This is a genomic window from Chitinophaga sp. 9-1-y, from assembly GCF_059511905.2.
The window spans coordinates 5,785,912-5,808,572 of the sequence record NZ_CM197955.1 but is presented as its reverse complement, the minus strand read 5'-3'; the positions used below and the strand labels follow the sequence as shown (position 1 = coordinate 5,808,572).

At 47.3% G+C, this 22,661-nt stretch carries 15 protein-coding genes; 12 read left to right on the top strand and 3 right to left on the bottom strand.

Annotation, left to right across the window (positions count from 1 at the left end):
- Positions 1-51: 51 nt before the first annotated feature.
- The 9 genes from AC5ZC7_RS22745 (at position 52) to AC5ZC7_RS22705 (ending at position 12,895) form a co-directional block, all read left to right on the top strand.
- On the top strand, positions 52-3,327 hold the full coding sequence (locus AC5ZC7_RS22745; RefSeq protein ID WP_496158742.1) for a SusC/RagA family TonB-linked outer membrane protein: 3,276 nt from the start codon (positions 52-54) through the stop codon (positions 3,325-3,327).
- 11 nt (positions 3,328-3,338) lie between these two features.
- The gene (locus tag AC5ZC7_RS22740) at positions 3,339-4,754 is read left to right on the top strand and encodes a RagB/SusD family nutrient uptake outer membrane protein (RefSeq protein ID WP_496158743.1); all 1,416 of its coding nucleotides are present in this window, start codon (positions 3,339-3,341) and stop codon (positions 4,752-4,754) included.
- Between the two features lie 6 nt (positions 4,755-4,760).
- A complete protein-coding gene (locus tag AC5ZC7_RS22735) occupies positions 4,761-5,861 on the top strand; it encodes a redoxin domain-containing protein (protein ID WP_496158744.1) in 1,101 nt (366 codons plus the stop codon).
- Between the two features lie 143 nt (positions 5,862-6,004).
- Positions 6,005-6,553, top strand: coding sequence for an RNA polymerase sigma-70 factor (locus AC5ZC7_RS22730; RefSeq protein ID WP_496158745.1), 549 nt, complete (start codon positions 6,005-6,007; stop codon positions 6,551-6,553).
- A gap of 66 nt (positions 6,554-6,619) precedes the next feature.
- Positions 6,620-7,657, top strand: coding sequence for a FecR domain-containing protein (locus tag AC5ZC7_RS22725; RefSeq protein WP_496158746.1), 1,038 nt, complete (start codon positions 6,620-6,622; stop codon positions 7,655-7,657).
- 98 nt (positions 7,658-7,755) lie between these two features.
- Complete coding sequence (locus AC5ZC7_RS22720) at positions 7,756-10,407, top strand: GH116 family glycosyl-hydrolase (protein ID WP_496158747.1); 2,652 nt, start codon at positions 7,756-7,758, stop codon at positions 10,405-10,407.
- A 3-nt stretch (positions 10,408-10,410) separates the two neighbouring features.
- On the top strand, positions 10,411-10,956 hold the full coding sequence (locus AC5ZC7_RS22715) for a hypothetical protein (protein ID WP_496158748.1): 546 nt from the start codon (positions 10,411-10,413) through the stop codon (positions 10,954-10,956).
- 34 nt (positions 10,957-10,990) lie between these two features.
- Positions 10,991-11,548 carry a DUF1543 domain-containing protein gene (locus AC5ZC7_RS22710; protein WP_496158749.1) on the top strand — a complete coding sequence of 186 codons (558 nt, stop codon included), beginning with the start codon at positions 10,991-10,993 and terminating at the stop codon, positions 11,546-11,548.
- Between the two features lie 204 nt (positions 11,549-11,752).
- The gene (locus tag AC5ZC7_RS22705; protein WP_496158750.1) at positions 11,753-12,895 is read left to right on the top strand and encodes a redoxin domain-containing protein; all 1,143 of its coding nucleotides are present in this window, start codon (positions 11,753-11,755) and stop codon (positions 12,893-12,895) included.
- Positions 12,896-13,074: 179 nt separating this feature from the next.
- On the opposite strand, the gene AC5ZC7_RS22700 is transcribed toward AC5ZC7_RS22705, so the two are convergent.
- From AC5ZC7_RS22700 to AC5ZC7_RS22690, 3 genes are all read right to left on the bottom strand, one after another.
- Positions 13,075-14,331 carry an acetyl-CoA C-acetyltransferase gene (locus AC5ZC7_RS22700; protein ID WP_496158751.1) on the bottom strand — a complete coding sequence of 419 codons (1,257 nt, stop codon included), beginning with the start codon at positions 14,329-14,331 and terminating at the stop codon, positions 13,075-13,077.
- Between the two features lie 257 nt (positions 14,332-14,588).
- Positions 14,589-15,563 (bottom strand): NAD(P)-dependent oxidoreductase, encoded by a 975-nt coding sequence (locus AC5ZC7_RS22695; protein WP_496158753.1) that lies wholly within the window; start codon positions 15,561-15,563, stop codon positions 14,589-14,591.
- Between the two features lie 27 nt (positions 15,564-15,590).
- Positions 15,591-18,140 carry an HAD-IC family P-type ATPase gene (locus AC5ZC7_RS22690; RefSeq protein WP_496158754.1) on the bottom strand — a complete coding sequence of 850 codons (2,550 nt, stop codon included), beginning with the start codon at positions 18,138-18,140 and terminating at the stop codon, positions 15,591-15,593.
- A gap of 93 nt (positions 18,141-18,233) precedes the next feature.
- Here AC5ZC7_RS22690 and AC5ZC7_RS22685 point away from each other — a divergent pair, with 93 nt between their 5' ends.
- From AC5ZC7_RS22685 to AC5ZC7_RS22675, 3 genes are all read left to right on the top strand, one after another.
- Positions 18,234-20,306, top strand: a complete 2,073-nt coding sequence (locus AC5ZC7_RS22685; RefSeq protein ID WP_496158755.1) for an alpha-N-acetylglucosaminidase TIM-barrel domain-containing protein — start codon at positions 18,234-18,236, stop codon at positions 20,304-20,306.
- A 127-nt stretch (positions 20,307-20,433) separates the two neighbouring features.
- Complete coding sequence (locus tag AC5ZC7_RS22680) at positions 20,434-20,892, top strand: FtsX-like permease family protein (protein ID WP_496158756.1); 459 nt, start codon at positions 20,434-20,436, stop codon at positions 20,890-20,892.
- Positions 20,893-21,012: 120 nt separating this feature from the next.
- Positions 21,013-22,512, top strand: coding sequence for a glycosyltransferase family 39 protein (locus AC5ZC7_RS22675; RefSeq protein WP_496158757.1), 1,500 nt, complete (start codon positions 21,013-21,015; stop codon positions 22,510-22,512).
- Positions 22,513-22,661 lie beyond the last annotated feature (149 nt).

The window sequence follows — 22,661 nt, the reverse complement described above, 5'->3', positions numbered from 1 at the left end:
TTTGTAGTTAATCCGATGTTGATTATTTCGGATTAAACCAAAATCTATTTTATGGGAAGAAACTCACTGCGGAGAAAGCTCCGGCAGTCGTTGGCAGTTGGTAGTATCACTGCACTGCTTTCCGTTTTAGTATGCACCTCCGTATATGCACAGGAGGGCGGAAAAGTAAGAAGGCTAAACGTTTCAGGCCAACAACTGACTTTAGAAAGTGTTTTTAAGACAATCAAAAAACAAACAGGGCTCACCGTTTTTTACGATAGCCGCTTGCTGGACGACCAGGAAAAAGTAACGCTTGATTTTAAGAATGGTACACTGGAAGAAGTATTGAATTATGTACTGAGCAACAGGAACATCAGCTATGAAATCAGGAGAAACCAGGTGATTGTACTAAACAAGAAAGCAGCGGCAGATAACAATGCGAATGCGGCTGCTTTTAGTTTATCCGGTACCGTGACCAGTACGGAAGGCACGCCGCTGCCGGGAGTTACCATTAAAGTGACTAACAGTAATACCGGTACCAGTACCGGGTCACAGGGAGAGTATGTATTGGCAGGTATTTCGGAAGATGCTGCCCTGGATGTGACCTACATCGGCTACGTTCCACAACATATTGCCATTGAAAAAAGACGGGTGATTCATTTAAAGTTATCGCGTGCTACCAGTGTGTTGGATGAAACCGTGATCATGGGATATGGCACCACCACCAAACGGTACAATACCGGTGCTATCAGTCGTATTAACAGCGCTGTGTTTGAAGAGCAACCGGTAGGTAATCCTTTGCTGGCCATGCAGGGCCGGGCGCCAGGGGTGTTGATTACAGCTACCAGTGGAAAGGCAGGATCCAATGTAGCGGTGCAGATCCGTGGACAGAATTCCATTGGCGAAAATAGTCCGTATGTAACCCGCAACGAGCCATTGTATATAGTAGATGGCGTACCTTTTTTCTCTGTACCACTGAACCAGTTTGATGCGTTGGGTACCCCGGTGCAAGGCTCCAGGAGCCCGCTCAACAGTATCAGTCCGGATGATATTGCCAGCATAGAAATCCTGAAAGATGGAGACGCAACCGCTATTTATGGCTCCAAAGGTGCTAACGGCGTTATTCTCATTACCACCAAAAAGCCTAAAAGAGATGGTAGGTTAGCCGTGAATGCCAATGTATATGCCGGCGCAGGAAAAGTAACGCATATGTTGGATATGCTGAATACGGATCAATACCTGGCGCTCAGAAAAGAAGCTTTTGCTAATGACAATATTCAGCCGGGCGCGGCGAACGCACCTGACCTTGTTACCTATGACCAGCATGCCTATACCGACTGGCAAAAATATTTAATTGGAGGAACCGCACATCTTTCCGATGCGCAGGTAAGTTTAAATGGTGGCGATAGCAAAAGCCGCTTTATGCTGGGTGGCAGTTATCATAAAGAAACCACGGTGAATCCTGGTGACGGACGTGATCAGCGCATTGCATTTAATGCTTCTTACGACTTCACTTCAGTGAATTCGAAATTCAACCTCATTTTCGCGGCCAATTATTCGAATGATGATGATAAAAATTTTTCCGGCGATCTGGCAACTATATACAACCTGCCTCCCAATTTTCCCCTGTACAAGGCAGATGGAAAAATGAACTGGGATATGGGAAATAATCCAGCCGCCAACTTGCTGCAACGCTATAATAATAAGGCGGCTTACCTGAACAGCAATGTTACCATGCGTTATGCCATCCTGGATAATTTGCAGGTAAAAGTGAACCTGGGATATAATCAGAATAGCATGGATCAGTACCTCGCCAATCCATTATCTTCCCTGGATCCCCGTTACTATAAACAATCTGTGGCCTATTTTGGGAACACACAACGTAAGGGTTTTATTGTAGAACCGCAGGTAGATTACCAGCTTAAACTGGGAAGCGGTAGCCTGAAAGCATTGGTAGGAGCCACCTGGCAGAAACGGACCTCCGACGGATACTATATTACGGCCACCGGTTATTCTTCAGAAGAAACGATGGGATCTATGCAGGGCGCCACTTCGCTGGTGGCTTCTTCTTCCTATGGTAATCCCAATGCAGGGTATAATGATTACCGTTACCAATCTTTTTTCGGCCGTTTGACCTATAACTTACAGGGTAAGTATGTAGTAAATGCTACTGCACGCCGGGATGGTTCTTCCCGTTTTGCCCCGGAAAACCGTTACGGTAATTTCGGTGCGTTGGGAGCGGCCTGGATCTTCAGTGAAGAATCATTTGTAAAAGATCATTTACCATTTTTAAGTTTTGGTAAGCTGAGAGCCAGTTATGGAACTACCGGTAACGACATGATTGGTGATTACGGCTATATGGCCAGCTGGACGGTGAGTGGTAATAGTTATAATGGCGTGGCCACATTAAATCCTTCCCGGTTGGCGAACTCCACTTTCGGCTGGGAAAAAGTGGCGAAAACAGATGTCGCCCTGGAAACAGGTTTGCTGAATGATAAGCTCCTGTTCAATATCAATTTTTACAGCAACCGTACTACTAACCAGTTGGTGGGCTATAACCTGCCATTTACTGCCGGCTTCACATCTGTACAGTATAATTTGCCGGCAGTAACACGTAACCAGGGTTGGGAATTTGAAGTAAGCACCACTAATTTATCCCGTAAATCATTTAAATGGACTACTTCCTTTAATCTGACGATTCCGCAAAATAAACTGGTGACTTATCCCGGGTTGGAAAGTTCTTCTTACCGTTATAATTACGCTATTGGTCAACCTTTACAGGTATCGAAGGGATATGAGTTTACAATGCTGGATGAGAAAACAGGTGTGCCGCAGTTTACCAGCATGGACTTCAATAAACGAATTGTGCTGGGTACCCGAACACCTGCGTACTATGGCGGTTTACAAAATACGCTGCGGTATAAGAACTGGCAATTGGATGTGTTTTTCCAGTACAGCAAACAATCCGGCTTTAACTATTTCAACAATGCCTGGAGTAATATAGGCGCGATGAGCAATTTTGACGTGACGGTGTTGAACCGGTGGAAGAAGGCGGGTGATGTAACCAACATTCCGGGGGCGACTACTTATTCGCCGGTATGGTTTAATTATATGAACTCTACGCAAACATGGGGAGACGCTTCATTTATCCGTCTGAAGAATGTGTACCTGGCGTATAATATGCCATCTGCATGGATATCGAAGTTAAAGCTGAGTAACTGCCGTGTTTATTTACAGGGGCAGAATCTGCTGACTATTACCAATTACCTGGGGTTTGATCCGGAAACACAGGGTATTTTCCAGCCGCCATTAAAAATGTATGTCGCCGGTATTCAGTTATCCTTGTAAATGATTAAAAGATGCAAAACGTGAACGTATATACGAAAAAAAACAGCTTGCTGGCAGTATTGCTGTTATGTTGTGTAACGATGGTGTCCTGCAAGAAGTTTCTGGACGCTGATCCACCGAAAGATGTTGTGCCGTCGGATCGTTTGTTTGCAAACGATGCGAATGCCCTGGCCGCCGTATCTGGTGTATACCAGGATATGATGGGAACAAACTCAGCCCGTATCGCCAATGGTACGCTGAGTGTGTACAGTGGTTTGATGGCAGATGAAATCTATAGTTTTAACGCTGCTGACCAGGAATTCAGTACCAACCAGGTTACTTTTCAGTCGTATTCAGCGGCAGAGTATTTATGGCAGTATGGCTATGCTTCCCTATACCGTGTAAATGCCATTTTAAAAGGGCTACAGGCGCCCAATGGTGTGAGTGCGGCTATGAATGCTCAGTTGTTGGGAGAAGCCTATTTCCTGCGTGGATTCATTTACTTTCAGTTGACGAATCTCTATGGTAAAATTCCTTTAACGGAAGCTACTGACTACCATGCTAACAGTAATCTGCCCCGCACAGAAGTACTTGTGGTATACGATACCATTATTGCTAACCTTAAATTGGCGGAAGGGCTGTTGCAAGCTGCTTATCCGACTTCCGGTAAAGTAAGGCCGAATCGCTTTACGGCATCTGCCTTACTGGCGCGTGCCTACCTGTACCGGGGAAAATACGCGGAAGCAGCTGCTAAAGCAGGGGAAGTTATTGCTGGGCCGTATACGTTAGCGACAGACCTGAATAAAGTATTCCTGAAAGAAAGCGGAGAAGCTATTTGGGAGCTGATGCCAGTACTCAACCGTGGGGTCAATACTTTTACCGGTAGTATGTTTATCCCGGATACGAGTAGTTCTTCTGCGCCCAAGTATGCACTGGATTCAGTATTAGCAGTGGCTTTTGAACCAACAGATAAACGTCTGGCCAATTGGGTAGGTATTAAAACATATAATGGTAAAACCTATCTCTATCCGGCCAAGTACAAAGTAAGAGTGGGTAGCTCTACGGTGCCGGCGAATGCAACGGAATACGAAATTGTATTCAGGTTGGGGGAACAATACCTGATTCGCGCAGAAGCCAATGCACAACTGGGAAATATGGTTCCTGCCATTGCGGATGTGGATAGTATCCGTTCGCGTGCCGGATTGCCATTACTGTCGCCGGCTATTAGCAAAGATGCCTTACTTTCCGCTGTTGCCCGGGAACGGAGAATAGAACTGTTTGCGGAGTGGGGGCATCGCTGGTTTGATCTGATCCGCACCAATAAGGCAGATGAAGTGTTGCGCGTATTGAAGCCTACCTGGAAATCTACCGCTATTCTCTGGCCAATACCACAATACGAATTAAACACCAATACAGCTATCCAGCAAAACGCTGGCTACACAAACTAACCGCATATGAAAAAAATAATGACCGCTACTGCCGTACTACTGGCGTCGTTTGCTACTGCCCGGGCGCAGTCTGTTATCCGGGGCAGCATTCAGAATGGTGCCGATGGCCGCGTATATTTAAGCTATGAGTATCATCAGAAAGAGATGAAGGATTCTGCCGAAATAAAAAACGGACAGTTTACTTTTTCTGTGAAAACGAGTGGCACTAACTTGTATTACCTGCATACTTTGGGTAGTACTTCTTTTCTCTCTGTCATGCTGGAGAAAGATAAAGTAGCCACTGTAACGGCGACTGATATGCAACTGGGAAATGCAACGGTTACTGCCGGCGCCGCACAACAGGACTGGAGTGCATTTGATAGCGCCCTGAAAACGTTGTATCCGATTGCAGGGCAGCTGAATGAAATGTATGATGCTTCCCGGAAGGCCAATGGAGGCAAGCCTGATTCTGCTACCGTAGAGAAAGTAAATGCCGGCTTTAGGGCATTGGATGTAAAAGGCGATAGTATTGTAAAATATTATCTGGCCACCAGGCATAATACAGTATTGGAAGCTTACCTGGTAGGTCGTTTTCACAGTGGTCCCGGCAAAGATAAGGAAGCGAAAGCGTGGTTTGATAAAATGGGACCTGTAGCCAAAGCATCATTGTTTGGTGAAAACATTCAATCCTTCCTCGCTATTGCAACAAAAACGGCAGAAGGAAAAGTAGCACCTACTTTCTCCATGAAAGATGTTAATGGCAAAATGGTGTCGCTGGCCGACTTCAAAGGTAAATATGTACTCATTGATTTCTGGGCGAGTTGGTGTGGCCCTTGCCGTGCCGAGAATCCCAATGTGGTGAAAGCTTTTGAGGCGTATAAAAACAAAGGATTTACGGTGTTGGGTGTATCACTGGATGATAACGCAGAAAAATGGAAGGCAGCTATCGACAAAGATCATCTTACCTGGACGCATGTGTCGGATTTGAGTGGCTGGAAAAATCCTGCCGCGAAATTATACGGTGTCAGTGCCGTGCCGACTAATTTCCTGGTAGATCCCAAGGGAAAGATTATCGGTAGAAATTTGAGAGGAGCAGCATTAGAAGAGAAGTTGAAAGAAGTATTATAGTGTTTTGTCCTTATTCCGGCGGCGTTCTTCAACAGGACGCCGCTTTTTTTATGGGATGATGATTTTTTCACATTTCGTGACGCTGGTTTAACAAGGAGGTACAACCTGCCTAAAGGTTGTATATATTGCTTGTCACGCTCGTTATGATAAACACCTGGCAGGAGAATATTGCATTGAACAATGATAGTAATGCTTTCAAGGCGTTATACCTGCATTTTATGCCGGGGTTATCGAAGTTTGCCTATTCTTTTGTGAAAGACTCCCGGGCGGCAGAGGACATTGTAGCAGACATTTTCGCAGCATTGTGGAGCAATCGTGGGGATCTCCTGAAAATAGCACATCTCCGGGTATATCTTTTTACCAGTGTGCGGAATGCCTGTATGAATTACCTGCAGAAGCGCGACCGGATTACTTTTTATGCTTTTGAGGAAATGGAGGTACTACTGGAACCCTTAGGCACAATTAACCCGGAGCAGCAGTTAATGGCAGGTGAAATGACCCAGGCGATGCAGGACGCCATTGATAAACTTCCCCCCAAATGCAGGTTAATCTTCAAACTGGCCAAAGAAGAACGGCTGAAGTATAAAGAAATAGCCGCGATCCTCCGTATTTCTGTTCGCACTATTGATAGTCAGTTGGCGATTGCTTTCCAGCGGATTCATGCAGCGGTAGATGCGCATCTTGTAAAATAATTTTCCATTTCTTTTAGGTGATTTCCCCGGCTGTTTTGTCTTATGGTTAAGACGAAGTCACTATTCATGCAAATTGAACGATACTGGATATTAACCGCACGCAAATTAAATGGCGAGGCCACTCCGGAAGAACTCACGGAGCTGGAGGCATTGTTTGCAGCGCATCCGGAGATAGCGCCTACTGTAGATGCCCTGGAGCGGGTCTGGCACCAGGAAGTACCTATTGTCAGTGCCGAAGAACAACAGCGCATGCTGGCCCTGCTGGAGCAGCGGGTACCTGAAATGACCAGCATACCGGTAATAAAGCCGGTGCAACGTTGGCATAGCCGTTTGGCCTGGGCGGCTGGATTCCTCTTGTTGGTGGCGTTGGGCGGCCTGCTTTTATTTTTTACGCATCAGCAACATACCGCCCGGCATGACGTGGTGGCTAACCGCGGTACCCGTAGCCAGGTGAGATTGCCGGATGGTTCCGTGGTATGGCTGAATGCGGGGAGTAAGCTGGTGTATGACGATAACTACGGCATTCATACCCGTTTGTTGCAGCTGGAAGGAGAAGCTTATTTCGAGGTAGCGCAACAGGCCAATGTTCCCTTTGAAGTAAAGGTGAAGGGGGCTACGGTAAAGGTGTTGGGCACATCTTTCAATTTACGTGCTTATACTGATGAATCTATCGTGGAAACAGTCTTGATCAGCGGCAGCGTACAATTACAATTCCAGGAAGATACGAAGCCGCGTCAGGCCCTGCTGAAGCCGGGGCAGAAATTGACACTGACCCGTGAAAAGGGAACAGACAATAGTTGCACCGCCGCCTGGCAGCCGCTCCCGGATAATAAAGAAGAAGCTGTGAAAGAGATTGCCTGGAAAGAGAATACCCTTTCTTTTAAGAAGGAATCCTTTGCCAGTTTGGCTACCCGGCTGGAAAGGTGGTACAATATCACCGTTATTTTTGAAGATCCACAATTGAAGCAACTGGAATTTACCGGAAGTATAAAAGGAGAAAAAATTCAGGAGGTCATGAATTTATTAAGCAGCACCTCCGGACAGTTTACTTACGATTATGATCCGGCCAGCAGCGTATTAATTATTAAAGCACTTGGCTTTTAGCTTTTAGATTTTAGCAAATGCAGCGAAGACCAACATATTATCGTCTGCCGCATTTACTAAAAGCTAAAAGCTAATGGCTAAAACCTAAAAAAACATCTATGGGAATTGAACGGAGAAAATTCTTAAGGAACATTGGATTGACGATGGCCGGCGCATTAACGGTACGCCTTCCGGTAGTGGGCCGCACTATTGCGGACACCCCTCACTACCTCTTGACCACCCGTCAGCCGGATGCTGCCTGGATTGCCTCGCTGTATGAACGAGGTACTGTGACCACCTATCGTAAAAGCAAAAATGAACTGCAATATATCGGGATGCCGGTAGGCGGCATTATGTGTGGTACGGTATACCTGGGTGGCGACGGTCGTTTATGGCTATGGGATATTTTCAACAGGAACCAGGAAGGTATTGAACCTAAAACGGTAGACTTCTCCGTGGATGTACTCGGTGGCGGCAAGAAAGTTCGTTCCCGCGATGGGGCCTGCTACATTGCACCTTCAAAAGATATTCGTCCGCTTGACCAGGGATTTGCCCTGCAGCTTACTTACAACAATCAAACGATTATACGCAGGTTTGATGAGGCCAGCTGGCCGGAAATCACCTTTGAAGCCACTTACCCAATGGCAGTGATCCGGTATACAGATCCGGCACTACCTGTAGAAGTAATGCTCGAGGCATTTTCTCCGTTTATTCCGCTGAATGAGGATGATTCCGGATTACCAGTAACTATTCTATCTTACAAAATTATAAACAAAGGTACTACACCTGTTACCGCTACGGTACTGGGTTGGCTGGAAAATAAAGCAGCTATTCACAGCGCCGGTGCCGATCATGAGCGTACCAATACAGTAGTGAAGGAAAAGGGCTGGCAGGGTGTATATGCTACTGTACGCGTAAAGAATGGCAGCAATGAGGAGTTCAGTAAATTATACGACTACGGCAATCTATGCCTGGCCGCCTTCGGTACAACTGTGCAGGTGAATCCGTTATTGTCAACCGGTGAATTATCGGCAGCTGATTTTAAAGCGGCTGCTACACAACCGGTGGTGAAGCCTGTTAATGAAAAATTAACCGGTAGTGTAGCCATTCAAAATAAGATACTACCGGGTAAGTCTGTACGAAATGATTTCGCCATCAGCTGGTATACGCCAAATCTTTGGTTTAATGTGATACAGGACAAGGGCCGTTACTACACCAATCATTTCAGTGATGCCACTGCGGTAATGAACTATGTACAGAAAAACTACACCCGCTTATACCGCGAAAGCCGTTTGTGGAAAGATACCTGGTATGATGCTACGTTGCCATGGTGGTTTATGGAACGTACCTTCCTGAACATTTCTACGCTGGCTACCACTACTGCGCATCGTTTCCGTTCCGGCCGTTTTTATGCCTGGGAAGGCGTGGGCGCCTGTGAAGGTACCTGTACGCACGTATGGCAGTATGCACAGGCGGTGGGCCGCATTTTCCCCGCCCTGGAGAGAGATACCCGGCAGCGGGTAGACCTGGGCATCGGGCAAATGGCAGATGGCGGTATCCTGTTCAGGGGAGAGGCTGAAAAGCGCCCTGCGATTGACGGACAAGCCGGAACTATATTGCGCATCTATCGTGAACACCAGATGAGTAAAGACAGCCGCTTCCTCGAACATAACTGGGCTAACATTAAGAAGGCATCACTGTTTCTTATTCACCAGGACCGCAACGGTGATGGCATGGAAGATACGCCGATGGAAAACACACTCGATGCTGTTTGGGATGGAGAAATTGCCTGGATTGTAGGCTTGTGTATTGCTGCCGTAAAAGCAGCGGCACTCATGGCTACAGAAGTGAAGGATATGGAGTTTGCAGCCATCTGTAATGATTATGTGGAGAAGGGAAAACGCAATATGGAATCACAGTTGTTCAATGGGGAATACTTTATTCACCAGCCGGACAAAGTTAAAGGACGCTCGGTGATCGGCTCTTATAACACCTGTCATATCGACCAGGTATACGGCCAGAGCTGGGCATTCCAGGTGGGTATGGACCGTGTGATTGATAAGGGAAAAACGATGTCGGCTTTAAAGGCTTTGTACAAGTACAACTACAAGCAGGATGTGGGGCCGTATATAGCGGCGCATCCGGGAGGCCGGCCTTATGCACTGGCGGGAGAAGCCGGCATGATCCTCAACACCAATCCACATAACGAACAATATCCTTTCGGTGTGAAAGATGCCTGGCAGCTGGGCTACTTTAATGAATGTATGACCGGTTTTGAGCACCAGGTGGCATCGCATATGATGGCAGAAGGTATGACCGATGAAGCGCTCACGCTTACCCGCGCGGTACATGACCGTTATCATGCCTATAAACGCAATCCGTTTAATGAAATAGAGTGCAGTGACCACTATGCACGCGCCATGGCCAGCTACGGCACTTTTGTTACAGCCACCGGCTTCCAGTATCATGGCCCTAAAGGATACATCGCTTTTGCACCAGCGATGAACAAAGAAAATTTCAAATCACCTTTTGTGACGGCAGAAGGATGGGGTACTTATACACAAAAGAACGGGCATCATACCCTGCAGTTGAAGTATGGCAGCTTGTCGCTCCAGACATTACGATTTGCGCATACCGGTGTGAATAAAGTAACGGTAGCCGGTCAGAAAACTCCCGTAGCCTTTACAGAAAACAACGGATGGGTAACTATACAATTGCCTGCACCCGTGCGTTTACATGCCGGGCAATCACTTCAAATTACAATTGCCTAACAAATGAAATCATTTCTTCAAATAGCCGTTGCCGTTGTATGTTTATTTGCCTGTAAGCCGGGAGACAAGACGGCACCGGCGCCGGCCACTGCCACCTGGCAAGCCCAGCTGGACAGCGTATTGCCTTTACTGGGCCATCGTAACTGGATCATTATTGCCGACAAGGCATTTCCTTTTCAATCGGCCCCCGGTATGGTATACATTAACACCAACGCGGCTTTGCCGGCAGTAGCGGAGTATACCATCCAACAGCTTAATAAAGGCACGCATGTAAGTCCAATACTTTACCTGGATAAGGAGTTGTCGTTTGTTCCGGGTGCCGCTGGTTACCGCGATAGCCTGCAACAGATTTTTAAGGGACAGTCCGTACAAACATTATTACATGATTCCGTTTTTGCGAAGATGGATAAAACAGCGGGGTTGTTTAAAGTAGTGGTATTAAAAACAAATACCACGCTGGCTTACTCGTCTGTGTTTATCAACCTGGATTGTAAGTACTGGAGTGCAGAGAAAGAACAGGCCATGCGAGAGGCGATGAAAACAAAGTAAAATAATGCTAACTTCCGCCCCACAATCTATTATCATGGCGGAGTTAAAATTGTTTATGCTGCTGCTGGGATGTACGCCTGAAGGGCGACACACGGAGCAACACGATGTTTTTTTCGGTATTGGCAGTCAACTGAGAGACCTCATTCCTGATATGCTGGCTTTCTGGCCGGAAGCAAAAGGAAAACTACATATTGATGGCTGGAGAGAAGTGAATATGGTAGACGGACATCAGATCCGGGTGGTGGAAAAACCAGCGCCTACGCAACAGGATATGCAGTTATTCTTTTTGAACCTGGGAGGTTATAAACCTAATGAGATGGAAGAATTCCATTATAAAATGCTCAGTGTACAAAAAGATATTGGTGTAGCGATCCGGGCATCTAAAGAAACGGTGTTTTTTAAGCACACCACCTTTGGAACGGCTACTTCGCATGTGGATGATAAATATGGCGTAGACGTGGATGATATCCATACCGTAAAGGATATTTTACCGGCACATCTGAAAGAAAAGTATACCCTGGAAATAACACCGGCTGCCCATGCCGGGGAAGATGAATTACACCTGGGATATTTTCAGCTCAGTAAGATTTAGATAATTACGAATTACGAATTACGAATTACGGATTTGTGGGTAGATACTAGCGAATGTTATCATTCGCGTTTACTGCCTCCCCACAAATTCGTAATTCGTAATTCGTAATTCCGGCGGTACGCCGGCACGACCGCCTGTCATTAAGCAATTGAAGTGTTGCCCACCTTTTTCTACTTTCGGTTAAAACCAACCAACCACCTACAAATGAAAAAAGTTTTGCTCAGCGGCCTGGTCACCCTGGCTGTTTCCGGTGCATTTGCACAAAAAAAAGCGACTATAACAGGTAAAGTGCCTGCTGATTTTAACAACGAATATATTTATCTCCTCAAGGCTGCCGGTTATGGCTTCAACCCTTTGGACTCTGCACTGGTGGAGAAAGGGGCGTTTACGCTTACTTATGAAGTTAAAGATACTGCGGAGGCCATGTTGAGTATCCGCCTGAAGAATGAGCCTAAGCACGTTGGTTATCGCTTGTTGTACATCACGCCAACAGATAAAATGAAGTTTACGCAGAAAACCGTCGGTACTAACAACCTGTTGGATGGTGCGGAAATTAAAGGCTCTGTGTTTACAAAGCAACAGGATGAGCTGAATGCTTTGGTGGCGCCGCAAACCAAGGCGATGGACTCGCTGCGTACGGAATTTCAGCATATGATGATGACTACGCCCAGGGATACCACTGGTTATTATGTGATGAGCACGATGTTTCAAAAACTGATGGAAGAGCAAAGTACCTTGCAGAAGGAATTTATGCTGGCACACGCTGACTATTATGTGAGCCTGGTAGCGCTTCTTAAAACAATGGATGGCCGTGTCAAAGATGTGGCAGGCACCCAAAAGATTTACGATAAATTTTCACCTGCATTGCGTGCAACAAGTGTAGGACAGAAAGCAGCCGCTATCCTGAAAGCCTCTGCCGCCCTGGATATTAACCAGGTGGCGCCCGATTTCACCGCAGCAGGTCCGGATGGTAAAACCATGAAGCTTTCTGATCTGCGTGGTAAATATGTACTGCTAGATTTCTGGGCCAGCTGGTGTGGTCCCTGCCGTGCAGAAAATCCTAACGTGGTAAAAGCGTATCAGCGTTTCAAGGATAAGAACTTTGATATCCTGGGTGTATCGCTCGATAAAACCGGTGATGAAGCTAAGTGGACGGCTGCTATTGAAAAGGATGGGCTTACCTGGCATCATGTGAGTGATCTGAAATTCTGGAGCAGCGATATCGCGAAGTTGTATATGATCAATTCTATTCCGCAAAACTTCCTGTTAGATCCGCAGGGCCGCATTATTGCTACCAATTTGCGTGGAGAAGCATTGGAAGCAGCGCTGGAAAAAGTATTGCACTAGATATTATTTTCCATTTCCGGCATGGTATATGTCGCAATAAAACAATCGAAATTTTTATTCGGTGAAATGGATGACAATGATCACCCGTTCCGGTTTCCCGGGACGGGTTTTTTATTTGATAACTTTTAATGTGTGTTATGTTGACAATTAATTATTTCCGGGTGGAGGAGGTGGAAAAATTAGCGTTCCAGGATGGCTACCACCCCCATACCACCGGCGGTACAGATAGATACCAATGCTCTTCCACTACCGCGTTCCTGCAGTATTTTTGCAGCCTGTGCGAGGATACGGGTACCGGTGGCCGCAAAAGGATGCCCAATTGCCACACTGCCACCTTTGGTATTTAGTTTACTTCGATCGATGCTACCCAATGGTGTATCCCAGCCCAACTTTTTGCAATAGCTGGCATCTTCCCAGGCTTTAAGGGTACAGAGTACCTGCCCGCAAAAGGCTTCGTGAATTTCATATACGTCGAAGTCCTGTAGTTTTAGATGATTACGTTTGAGCAGGCGTGCTACGGCGTAGGTAGGTGCCATGAGTAGTCCTTCGCCGTTTACGTAATCCACTGCGGCGGTTTCCGCATCTACCAGGTGCGCCATCACCGGCCAGTTTTGTTGTTGCGCATATTCTTCCGAGGCCAGCAATAAGGCGGAGGCGCCATCGGTGTAGAGTGTGCTGTTGCCGGCAGTAAGACTGCCATTAGCGTCAAATGCGGGTTTCAATGCCGCGAGTTTTTCCGGGCTGGTGTCTCCGCGTACGATGGTATCTTTTTTTACGCCTTTAAATTCGAAGATAAGGTCACTGAAGAATCCGTCTGTATGGGCTTTGGCGGCGTTCATATGACTCTGATAAGCCAGTGCATCCTGTGCTTCCCGGGTGATGCCCCATTCTTTCACCATTTTCTCGGTATGCTGTCCCATAGACATGCCTGTTCTGGGTTCTACGATGGAGGGATAAACCGGGGCAAGGTCTTTGAATCGAATAGAGGCCAGTATTTTCAGTCGCGCACCCAATGTTTTGGCTGCGCGGAGATCCACCAGTTTCCAGGCCAGTTGTTGCCGGAACAGTAAGGGAATATCACTGTTGGTATCACTGCCACCGGCGATACCGGTGTCTATTTGCCCGCATCCGATCCGCAGGCCCAGTTGTATAGCGGCATCCAGGCTGGTGCCGCAGGCCCGTTGTAAATTGTAAGCGGGCGTATGTGGATCCAGAGCTGTACCTAACACACATTCCCTGGCAAAGTTCCATTCTGTAGAACGGTTCAACAATGCACCCAATGCTACTTCACCAATTCTTTTACCTGCCAGCTGGTGACGGTTGACCAGTGCATTTAAAACAGCGGTCAGCATTTCCTGGTTACTGATATGGTTATACTCTTTGAAAGACTTTACGAAAGGGATTCGTTGCCCGCCGATGATAGCGACTTTTTTCATAGAGCAATGCTTTTACTAAAGTTAGTGAATCTCCCGTTCACTTATGGAGCAGGGGACGATTGTGGACAGGATAAAATTAGTAATGCGGCCTACAAAATAGCGAATCAATGGATGGCCAGCGATATTGGCTGGTGCGCCTCGTCCGGCGGCCTACTATGTTTTGTGAAGTTATGCCCCGGGATCACTGTTGCAGCAAAGGGAAAAGTATTACCTGATCTTCTGGCCAACCCTTACTTAGCCTAAAGAATGAATCATGTTTAAAGTGCGTAAAGATGGTTTACCGGGTTGGGCACCGGCTTACCTGCTAAAGCAGCGAGCACATTTTCCGCCGCTATGCGCGACATAGCATTCCTTGTTTCTACGGTGGCAGAGCCGATATGCGGTAATATAGCTACCGTAGGCATATTCAGCAAAGGACTACCTGGTGGCATGGGTTCAGGATTGGTCACATCCAGTCCTGCGCCCCAGATCAGCCCTTCCTGTAAGGCCGCCAGTAAATCTGCTTCGTTGTGGATACCTCCCCTGGCGGCATTGATAAAAATAGCGGTGGGCTTCATTTTCCGGAATGTTTCCTTATTAAAGGTATCCCTTGTTTCCGGTGTGAGGCTGGTATGTACGCTGATAACATCGCTTTGCCGTAACAATTCCTCAAATGACACGAAGGTGGCGCCCAGCTGTTTTTCAGCTGCTTCGTTGCGATGACGGTTGCAGTAAATAATTTTCATATCGAATGCGGCCTTACAGCGTTTAGCCATTACCGTTCCAATATTACCCAGCCCCCAGATGCCCAACGTTTTTCCTTCTATATCAATTCCCAGGTTAGCCGTGGGGGTGGAAAATCCCCAGTCGCCGTTTAATATTCTTTTATGTTGATAGAAAGCTTTTCTTGCTACTGCCTGCATTAATAAAAAGGCGGTATCGGCGGTAGCATTGCTCAGTACCCCGGGTGTGTTGGTGATCTGTATACCTAATTCTGTGGCGGATTTCAGGTCTACATTGTCGTAGCCTACGGAGAGTAAACTAATTACTTTCAGGTGCCGGGCATGTTCCATAAAGGGGCGATCTATGTGCCTGCCACCGGCATACAGTAACGCATCCTGGTCTTTGCATTGTGCAATCATATCTTCCAGCGTCAGTTCCCTGGTTTCTGCCCACTGTTTAACGGTAACGCCTGCACGTTGAAGGAGCAGTAGTCCTTCTTCCGGAATAACTCTTGTTGTGAATACTTTCATGCCTGTTTTTCTTTTTTGAGATGTTGATTACATACTACCTGCGTTGGCTGCAGATAACGTTTCCCGCTGTTGTTTGCCGGCAGGACGCGTGCTTCGTTTCCACCATTTCCAGATTTCAAACCACAATACCGCCGCAGCTCCGATGCCAGCGCAGATCAATAATTGCGGGACCTGCAACGCGTTGATACTGAAAAATTGTGCCACAGGCGGGATATATAACATGGCTGCCAACAATACCAGCGTAATGGCAATAACGCCAATCATTAATTGGTTGCGATTGCGCATGCTGTGCAGGAAAGAGTAGTAGAAGGAACGATTGACCAGGGTGAGAAAAATATTAGCCAATACCAGCGTAGTAAATACCATACTACGGGTGTGGGTTTCATCATAACCCTGCGCCACACTCCACTGGTATGCCGTGAGTACGCCCGCGGTGATCAATAATCCCTGTATAATACTGATATTCATTTCCCGGAACGAAAGAAAAGTTTGTGTAATAGGCCGTGGTGGCTGCCGCATGGCATTTTCTTCCATAGGCTCATTTTCATATACAATGGAGCAGGTGGGCCCCATAATGATTTCCAGGAATATCACGTGTACCGGGGTGAAAATATTGGGATATATCCAGCCCAGGAAGAGTGGGAGAGATACGGTGAGGATGATAGGAATGTGAATAGAAATAATGTATTGTACTGCTTTTTTGATATTGGTATATATTCTCCTGCCCACGGCAATGGCGTCTACCATGCCGCTGAGGTCATCGTTGACGAGTATCAGTGCGGCTGCCTGTTTGGCGATCTCCGTCCCTTTTTTGCCCATGGCAATGCCGATGTGCGCGGCTTTGAGGGCTGGCCCATCGTTCACACCATCACCTGTCATCGCTACTACTTCCTTGTCTGCTTTCAGGGCGTTGATGGCGGCCAGTTTAGCTTCCGGGAACATGCGGGTGAAAATATTGACGGATTGTAACGTCTGTTGCATTCTGGTGGCATCCATTTGCATCAACACTTCACCGTCGATGGATTTGTCGGCGTTTTTCAGGCCGGCCTGTTGGGCGATGGCGCAGGTGGTAACGGCATTGTCGCCGGTGATGATTTTTACGGTGATGCCTGCCTGGTAAAAATTGCTGAACACCTCTCCTATATTCGCTTTTGGAGGATCATAAAAAGCCAGCAATCCTATGAAAGTAAATGGAAGTTCTTGTTGGGCGTTGGGGTATTGGGTGCCGGTAAAACCGGAAGTAGCTACGCCAAGTACCCGGTAGCCTTGTTGGGCCAGTGCGCGCACCTGCCTGGTAAGGTCGCTTTTTGTTTTTTCCGGGAGATGACAAACGGCAATAATAGCTTCCGGCGCTCCTTTTGCGGCCACGATGCGATGGCCGGCATTGTTTTCATACACATGTGTCATCATAGGAGGCTTGCCTGCTAACGGATACTCATGTACGATTTTATAATCAGGCCGTTCATCGGAAGGTGTCAATTTTTCGTATAGCCGGTGCAGTGTTTTTTCCATAGGGTCAAAAGGCACAGGTTCACTGGCCCACATCGCCATGGTCACAACGTCTGCCGGCAGTTGGTCTTCTCCATATAAGGTATGATCTGCTCCGCGATAAATTGCCGGCAGGCTCATTTTATTTTCTGTGATAGTACCGGTTTTATCGGTGCAAATGATGGTAGCGCTACCCAGTGCTTCCACGGTACGGATTTTTTTAACGATGATACCCATTTGCATGAGGCGCCGGGAACCCAATGCCATAAAGGTGGCAAAGGCCACGGGTATTTCTTCCGGCAAAATAGACATCGCCAGTGTTAGTCCTTTCAGCAGGCTATCTGTTAAGCTACCGCTGCGGATGAAGTTAAAGAGCCATACGGCCAGGAAAACACCAACGCCTGCTACGGCCATCCATTTCACAAATTGTTCAATCTGCTGTTGCAATGGGGTCGGCTCTTCTTTGATATTGAGAATGGCGGTGCCTAACTGTCCTATTTTGGTTTGGGCACCTACCTGCTGTACTTCGCAGATGGCCAGGCCAGATACCACTAACGTGCCGCTGTATACCCGGTTGTCATCTCCATCAGGTTGTTTAAAAACGGCAAAGGCTTCACCGGTGAGGGCGGATTCATTCACAGAAAAGTCGTTGGCATGCACAATGATGCCATCAGCGTTGATAGTATTGCCTTCGGATACGAGCATCATATCGCCGGTGACGATATCGCTGGTGGCAACGCTTTTCAGCTCACCATTCCGGATCACTTTACTCAACGGCTCATTTATTTTTTCCAATGCTTCCAGCGCTTTGCGGCTGCGGCTATCCTGGTAAAAGGAGATACCGGATACCAGTGCAATGGCTACGAGCATGAAGTAGGCTTCTCCGAGTTCACCCATGACGAAGTAAATAACGGTCACCGCTATCAGCAACAGCAGCATGGGTTCGCCGAGTATTTCTTTGACCAGGTGCAGGAGAGGATTAGTGGTGGGGGCGGCGGGGAGATTGCTACCGTATTTTTCCCGGGAGGCGGCTACTTCCGCATCATTCAGTCCTTTGATATGTTCTGGTAAATTAGTATTTCCTGCCATATAAGTTATTTTGATGACCAGCGCGATACTAAATTTACGAATTATGTAATTGATCATTACATTTACCTTCTTTATATCATAACAGTGAAACTAATGAAAGGTAAAAATTTGCTGGCAGGGCTACTCCTATGCCTGTCTTCCGGCGTATTTGCACAAGACTTTCCTGCTGTGCAGCAACTGGCTCAACGCCGCGTTCCCTGGCTGGCTAAATCGCTGGTGTTGAAAAGTATACCAGCTGAAAATGGAAAAGATCAGTTTGAAATTACCACACCAGGTAAACAGGTACATATTAGCGCTTCCAGCCCCAGCGCGGCTGCTGCCGGGCTGAACTGGTACCTGAAATATTACTGCCATCGTGCGATGTCGCATATGGGCGATAACTTGTCGCCGGTAGCGCCACTGCCAACGGTAAAATCACCGGTGCGTATCAATACCACCTATGATTACCGCTATGCGCTGAACTATTGTACCATCAGTTATACCATGAGTTATTACAATTGGAAGGACTGGGAACACGAACTGGACTGGATGGCGCTCAATGGTGTGAACGTGATGTTAGCTACCATGGGTACAGAAGCAGTATGGCAGCATACGCTGGAGCGCCTGGGCTACAGCAGTGAAGAAGCGCGTCGCTTCGTAGCAGGACCAGGCTTCACCGCCTGGTGGCTCATGGGCAACCTGGAAGGCTGGGGCGGACCCGTTACCCAACAAATGATTGACCAGCAAACCGTGCTGGAGAAACAAATCCTGGCGCGAATGAACGGACTGGGTATTGCACCAGTGATGCAAGGCTTCTATGGTATGATACCGGTGAACCTGAAAGAGAAGATGCCGGTGAAAGTAGTAGAGCAGGGCAAATGGGCCGGTGGCTTTCAGCGCCCGGATTTCCTTATTCCAGGCGACAGCAACTTCACCAAAATTGCAGGCATCTACTATGAAGAGCTGAAGAAGCTATATGGTAGCAACATTCATTTCTTTGCCGGCGATCCTTTCCATGAAGGAGGTATCAGCAAAGGCGTAGATGTGAGCGCCGCTGCAGCAACCATTCAACAAACCATGCAACAACATTTCCCGGGCAGCACCTGGGTATTACAGGGCTGGCAGGCAAACCCTTCAGGCGCCTTATTAGCAGGACTAGATAAGTCTAAAGTGCTGGTACAGGAACTTTTTGGAGAAAATACCGCCAATTGGGAAACCCGCAAAGGATACGAAGGCACACCATTTATCTGGTGCAGTGTGAACAACTTCGGAGAAAAGTTGGGACTATATGGTAAGTTGCAACGTTTTGCAGATGAAACTTACCGCGCAGCGCATAGCCCCTATGACTCGCTGTTTAAAGGCGTAGGCATTATGCCGGAAGGGATCCACAATAACCCGGTTATTTACGACCTGATGTTGGAGCTGGCCTGGCATGCCGAAAAGGTTGACGTGAAAGACTGGATCAAATCATATGTACGTTACCGTTATGGATCCGATAACCCGCAGGTGCAGGCAGCCTGGCAGGGATTGGTAGCTACGGCCTACAGCAGTTTTTCACAATACCAGGAAGGGCCTAATGAATCTGTTTTCTGTGCCCGCCCTACGCTGAAGGACGTACCCGTATCTTCCTGGGGCACCCGTAAGCGGAACTACGATACTAAAGTATTTGCAGATGCTGTGGCTACTTTCCTGAAAGCTGCTCCTGCCATGAAAAACAACACTACTTACGAAATTGACGCGATCGATTTTCAGCGGCAGGTAAATGCTAATCGCGGCGAAGAAATTTATGCAGCAATGGTAGCCGCTTTTGAGAAAAAAGACCTCACTACCTTCAAACAAACCTCCGCAAGTTTCCTGGCGCTCATGCAGCAACAGGATTTATTGTTGAGCGGCAACAAACATTTCCGGCTGGATACCTGGGTGAATGCTGCACAAAACCTGGGGCAAACACCTGCGGAAAAGAAGCTGCTGGTGCGCAATGCTAAAACACAAATCACCTATTGGGGACCTGATAATCCGGATACCGATTTGCATGAATACGCCAATAAGGAATGGGGTGGCCTGATGCGCAGTTATTACCTGCCTCGCTGGAAAATGTATATTGCGGCACTGACCGATCAGCTGGAGGGCAAGAACACGCCTATGCCGGCTTTCTTCCAGTGGGAGAAGCAATGGACGGAGCAGTAATGCAGCGGATGTTGTCTTGTCCGGGATTATACTGATTAAACTGATTTTTATTTTTGGATGTAGAAAGATTTCCAACATCATAAATAAAAATCGGTTTAATCAGTATAATCCCGGACAAGACAAAACGGTGGAGCCGGGATTTCCTTTGCGGTATTCGTTCCTGGACGATAATTTCCAGCAGTTGTTTAGTGGTTATACCCGGGTGAGATATATCATTTATGTATTTACGGTGATCTCCATTTTTATTTCCGTGATGGGCTTACTGGCCTTAACCATTTATATCACAGAACAGCGCACGAAAGAAATTGGTATCCGCAAAGTGCTGGGGGCCAGCATGGGTAGCATTGTGGCGTTGTTGTCAAAAGATTTCCTCATACTGGTGATTTTATCTATTGTGCTGGCTACACCGGTGGCCTGGTATTTACTGGAGCATTGGCTGCGTGATTTTGCCTATCATGTACAAATCAGCTGGCTATTGTTTGCCCTGGCAGCTGCGGGGGCTTTGCTGATAGCCTTTGCTACCGTGGGTTTACAAGCCCTGAGAGCAGGCAGTGCCAACCCGGTACAGCGCTTAAAGGCAGATTGATGCTGCTGACAGGGGAATGACAGTGTTAAATATCGTTAAACAGGGGCTGCCAGCTTATCAGGCGGCACAGAGATTGTGGGAACAGGGACACTGTCATTAATAGAACTGTCAGCATTACATATGCAGGAATCAACAGGAGGGAAATGGTTTAACACCTATATCACTGCCCACAAGTGGATGGCGCTCGCCATTGCAGTAGTTATTGTACTAAGGTTTTCTTTTATAGGGGTGATGGGGGCGATGCCGCAGGATGCGTATTACTATTTCTACGGGCAGCATTTCGCACTTTCCTACTTTGACCATCCACCCGCTATTGCATGGATTTTACGGGCATTTACGGACTTGTTTGGGCGGCATGTATTTGTGATCAAGCTGGCGGATACGCTGGTGACTATTGGCACGCTGCTGGCTTTTTACCGTTTGGGCTGTTGCTTCCTTTCCCGGGAAAGGGCCTGGAGAAGTGTTTTGCTGCTGTATGCCACGCTGATGATTACCATCTTATCATTGGTATCTACCCCGGATGTTCCCTTATTGTTTTTCTGGTGTATTTCGCTGATAGCGGTATACCGGGCGGTATTTGAATCGCGTAATGCATACTGGATATATGCCGGTATTGCCATGGGGCTGGCTTTTGACAGTAAGTATACTGCCATTATGCTGCCGGCAGGCGCGGTGTTGTTCCTGTTGTTGAGTAAGGCGCATCGCCGCTACCTGTGGTCGCCCTGGTTTTTTGCCAGCATTGTGGCTTTTGGGGTGACGATTTTGCCGGTGGTGATCTGGAATGTGAATAACCAGTTTGCGTCTTTCCGTTTTCAGTCGTCGGAAAGGGTAGGAGGTGTGGAGTTTCATCCGTTGGATTTCCTGGGGGTTATTGGGCATCAGGCGGCTATCCTGTTGCCGGTATTGCTGGGGGCATTGTTATACTACTGCTATAAATTTGCGCGCAAATACCAATGGCGCGTGACCCGCATTCCGGCGCCACAGTTGTTCCTGTTATGCTTCTTTGTGCCGCTTTTCGGGATTTTCTTATTGATATCTCCTGTTTATTGGGTAAAGATCAACTGGATGATGCCGGCCTATATAACAGGCACTATCTGGGTTAGTACCTGGGTAACGATGAAATACATCCGTTGGCAGTGGATTTGCTCATTGGTGGTGCATCTGGCCCTGGCGGTGGAAGTGATTTTTTACCCGGTGCCCATTCATTCTGATGATACCATGATCGGTTGGAGCGGATTAGGTACAGGAGTAAAGGAACTGACAGCTGCGTATCCGGATGATTTTATCTTTTCTGCGGACGATTATAAAACCAGTGCCATGCTCAACCTGTACCTGGGGCGTATGGTATATTCCAGGAATATTATAGGGGAAAATGCCCTGCAATTTGATTTTATAGGCACGGATGTTAATACCCTTAAAGGGAAGAACGCCCTTTTTATCAACTCACTCACCGACGTAAATGATGCCGTAGATGAACTGGCATTTGTGAAAAAGTTAGCGCCTTATTTCAGCTCCGTTACCCAGTTGCCTCCTATTGTAGTGCGGCAACAGGGCCGTGTGGTGCGGAAGTTCCTGGTATTCCGCTGCCTGGATTATCATCCGCCTTTAGGGAAGCGATGATTATGGTCATCTCAAAAAATGATCAACATCAGTGGGCCGGATAATGTCCGTCATTGTTCAGCAATTCAAACGGGGGTAGTTTTACAGTAACATTTGGGCATCCACCCGGATCACCAAATAAAAAAATTAATGAATGACGGAGATGTGCT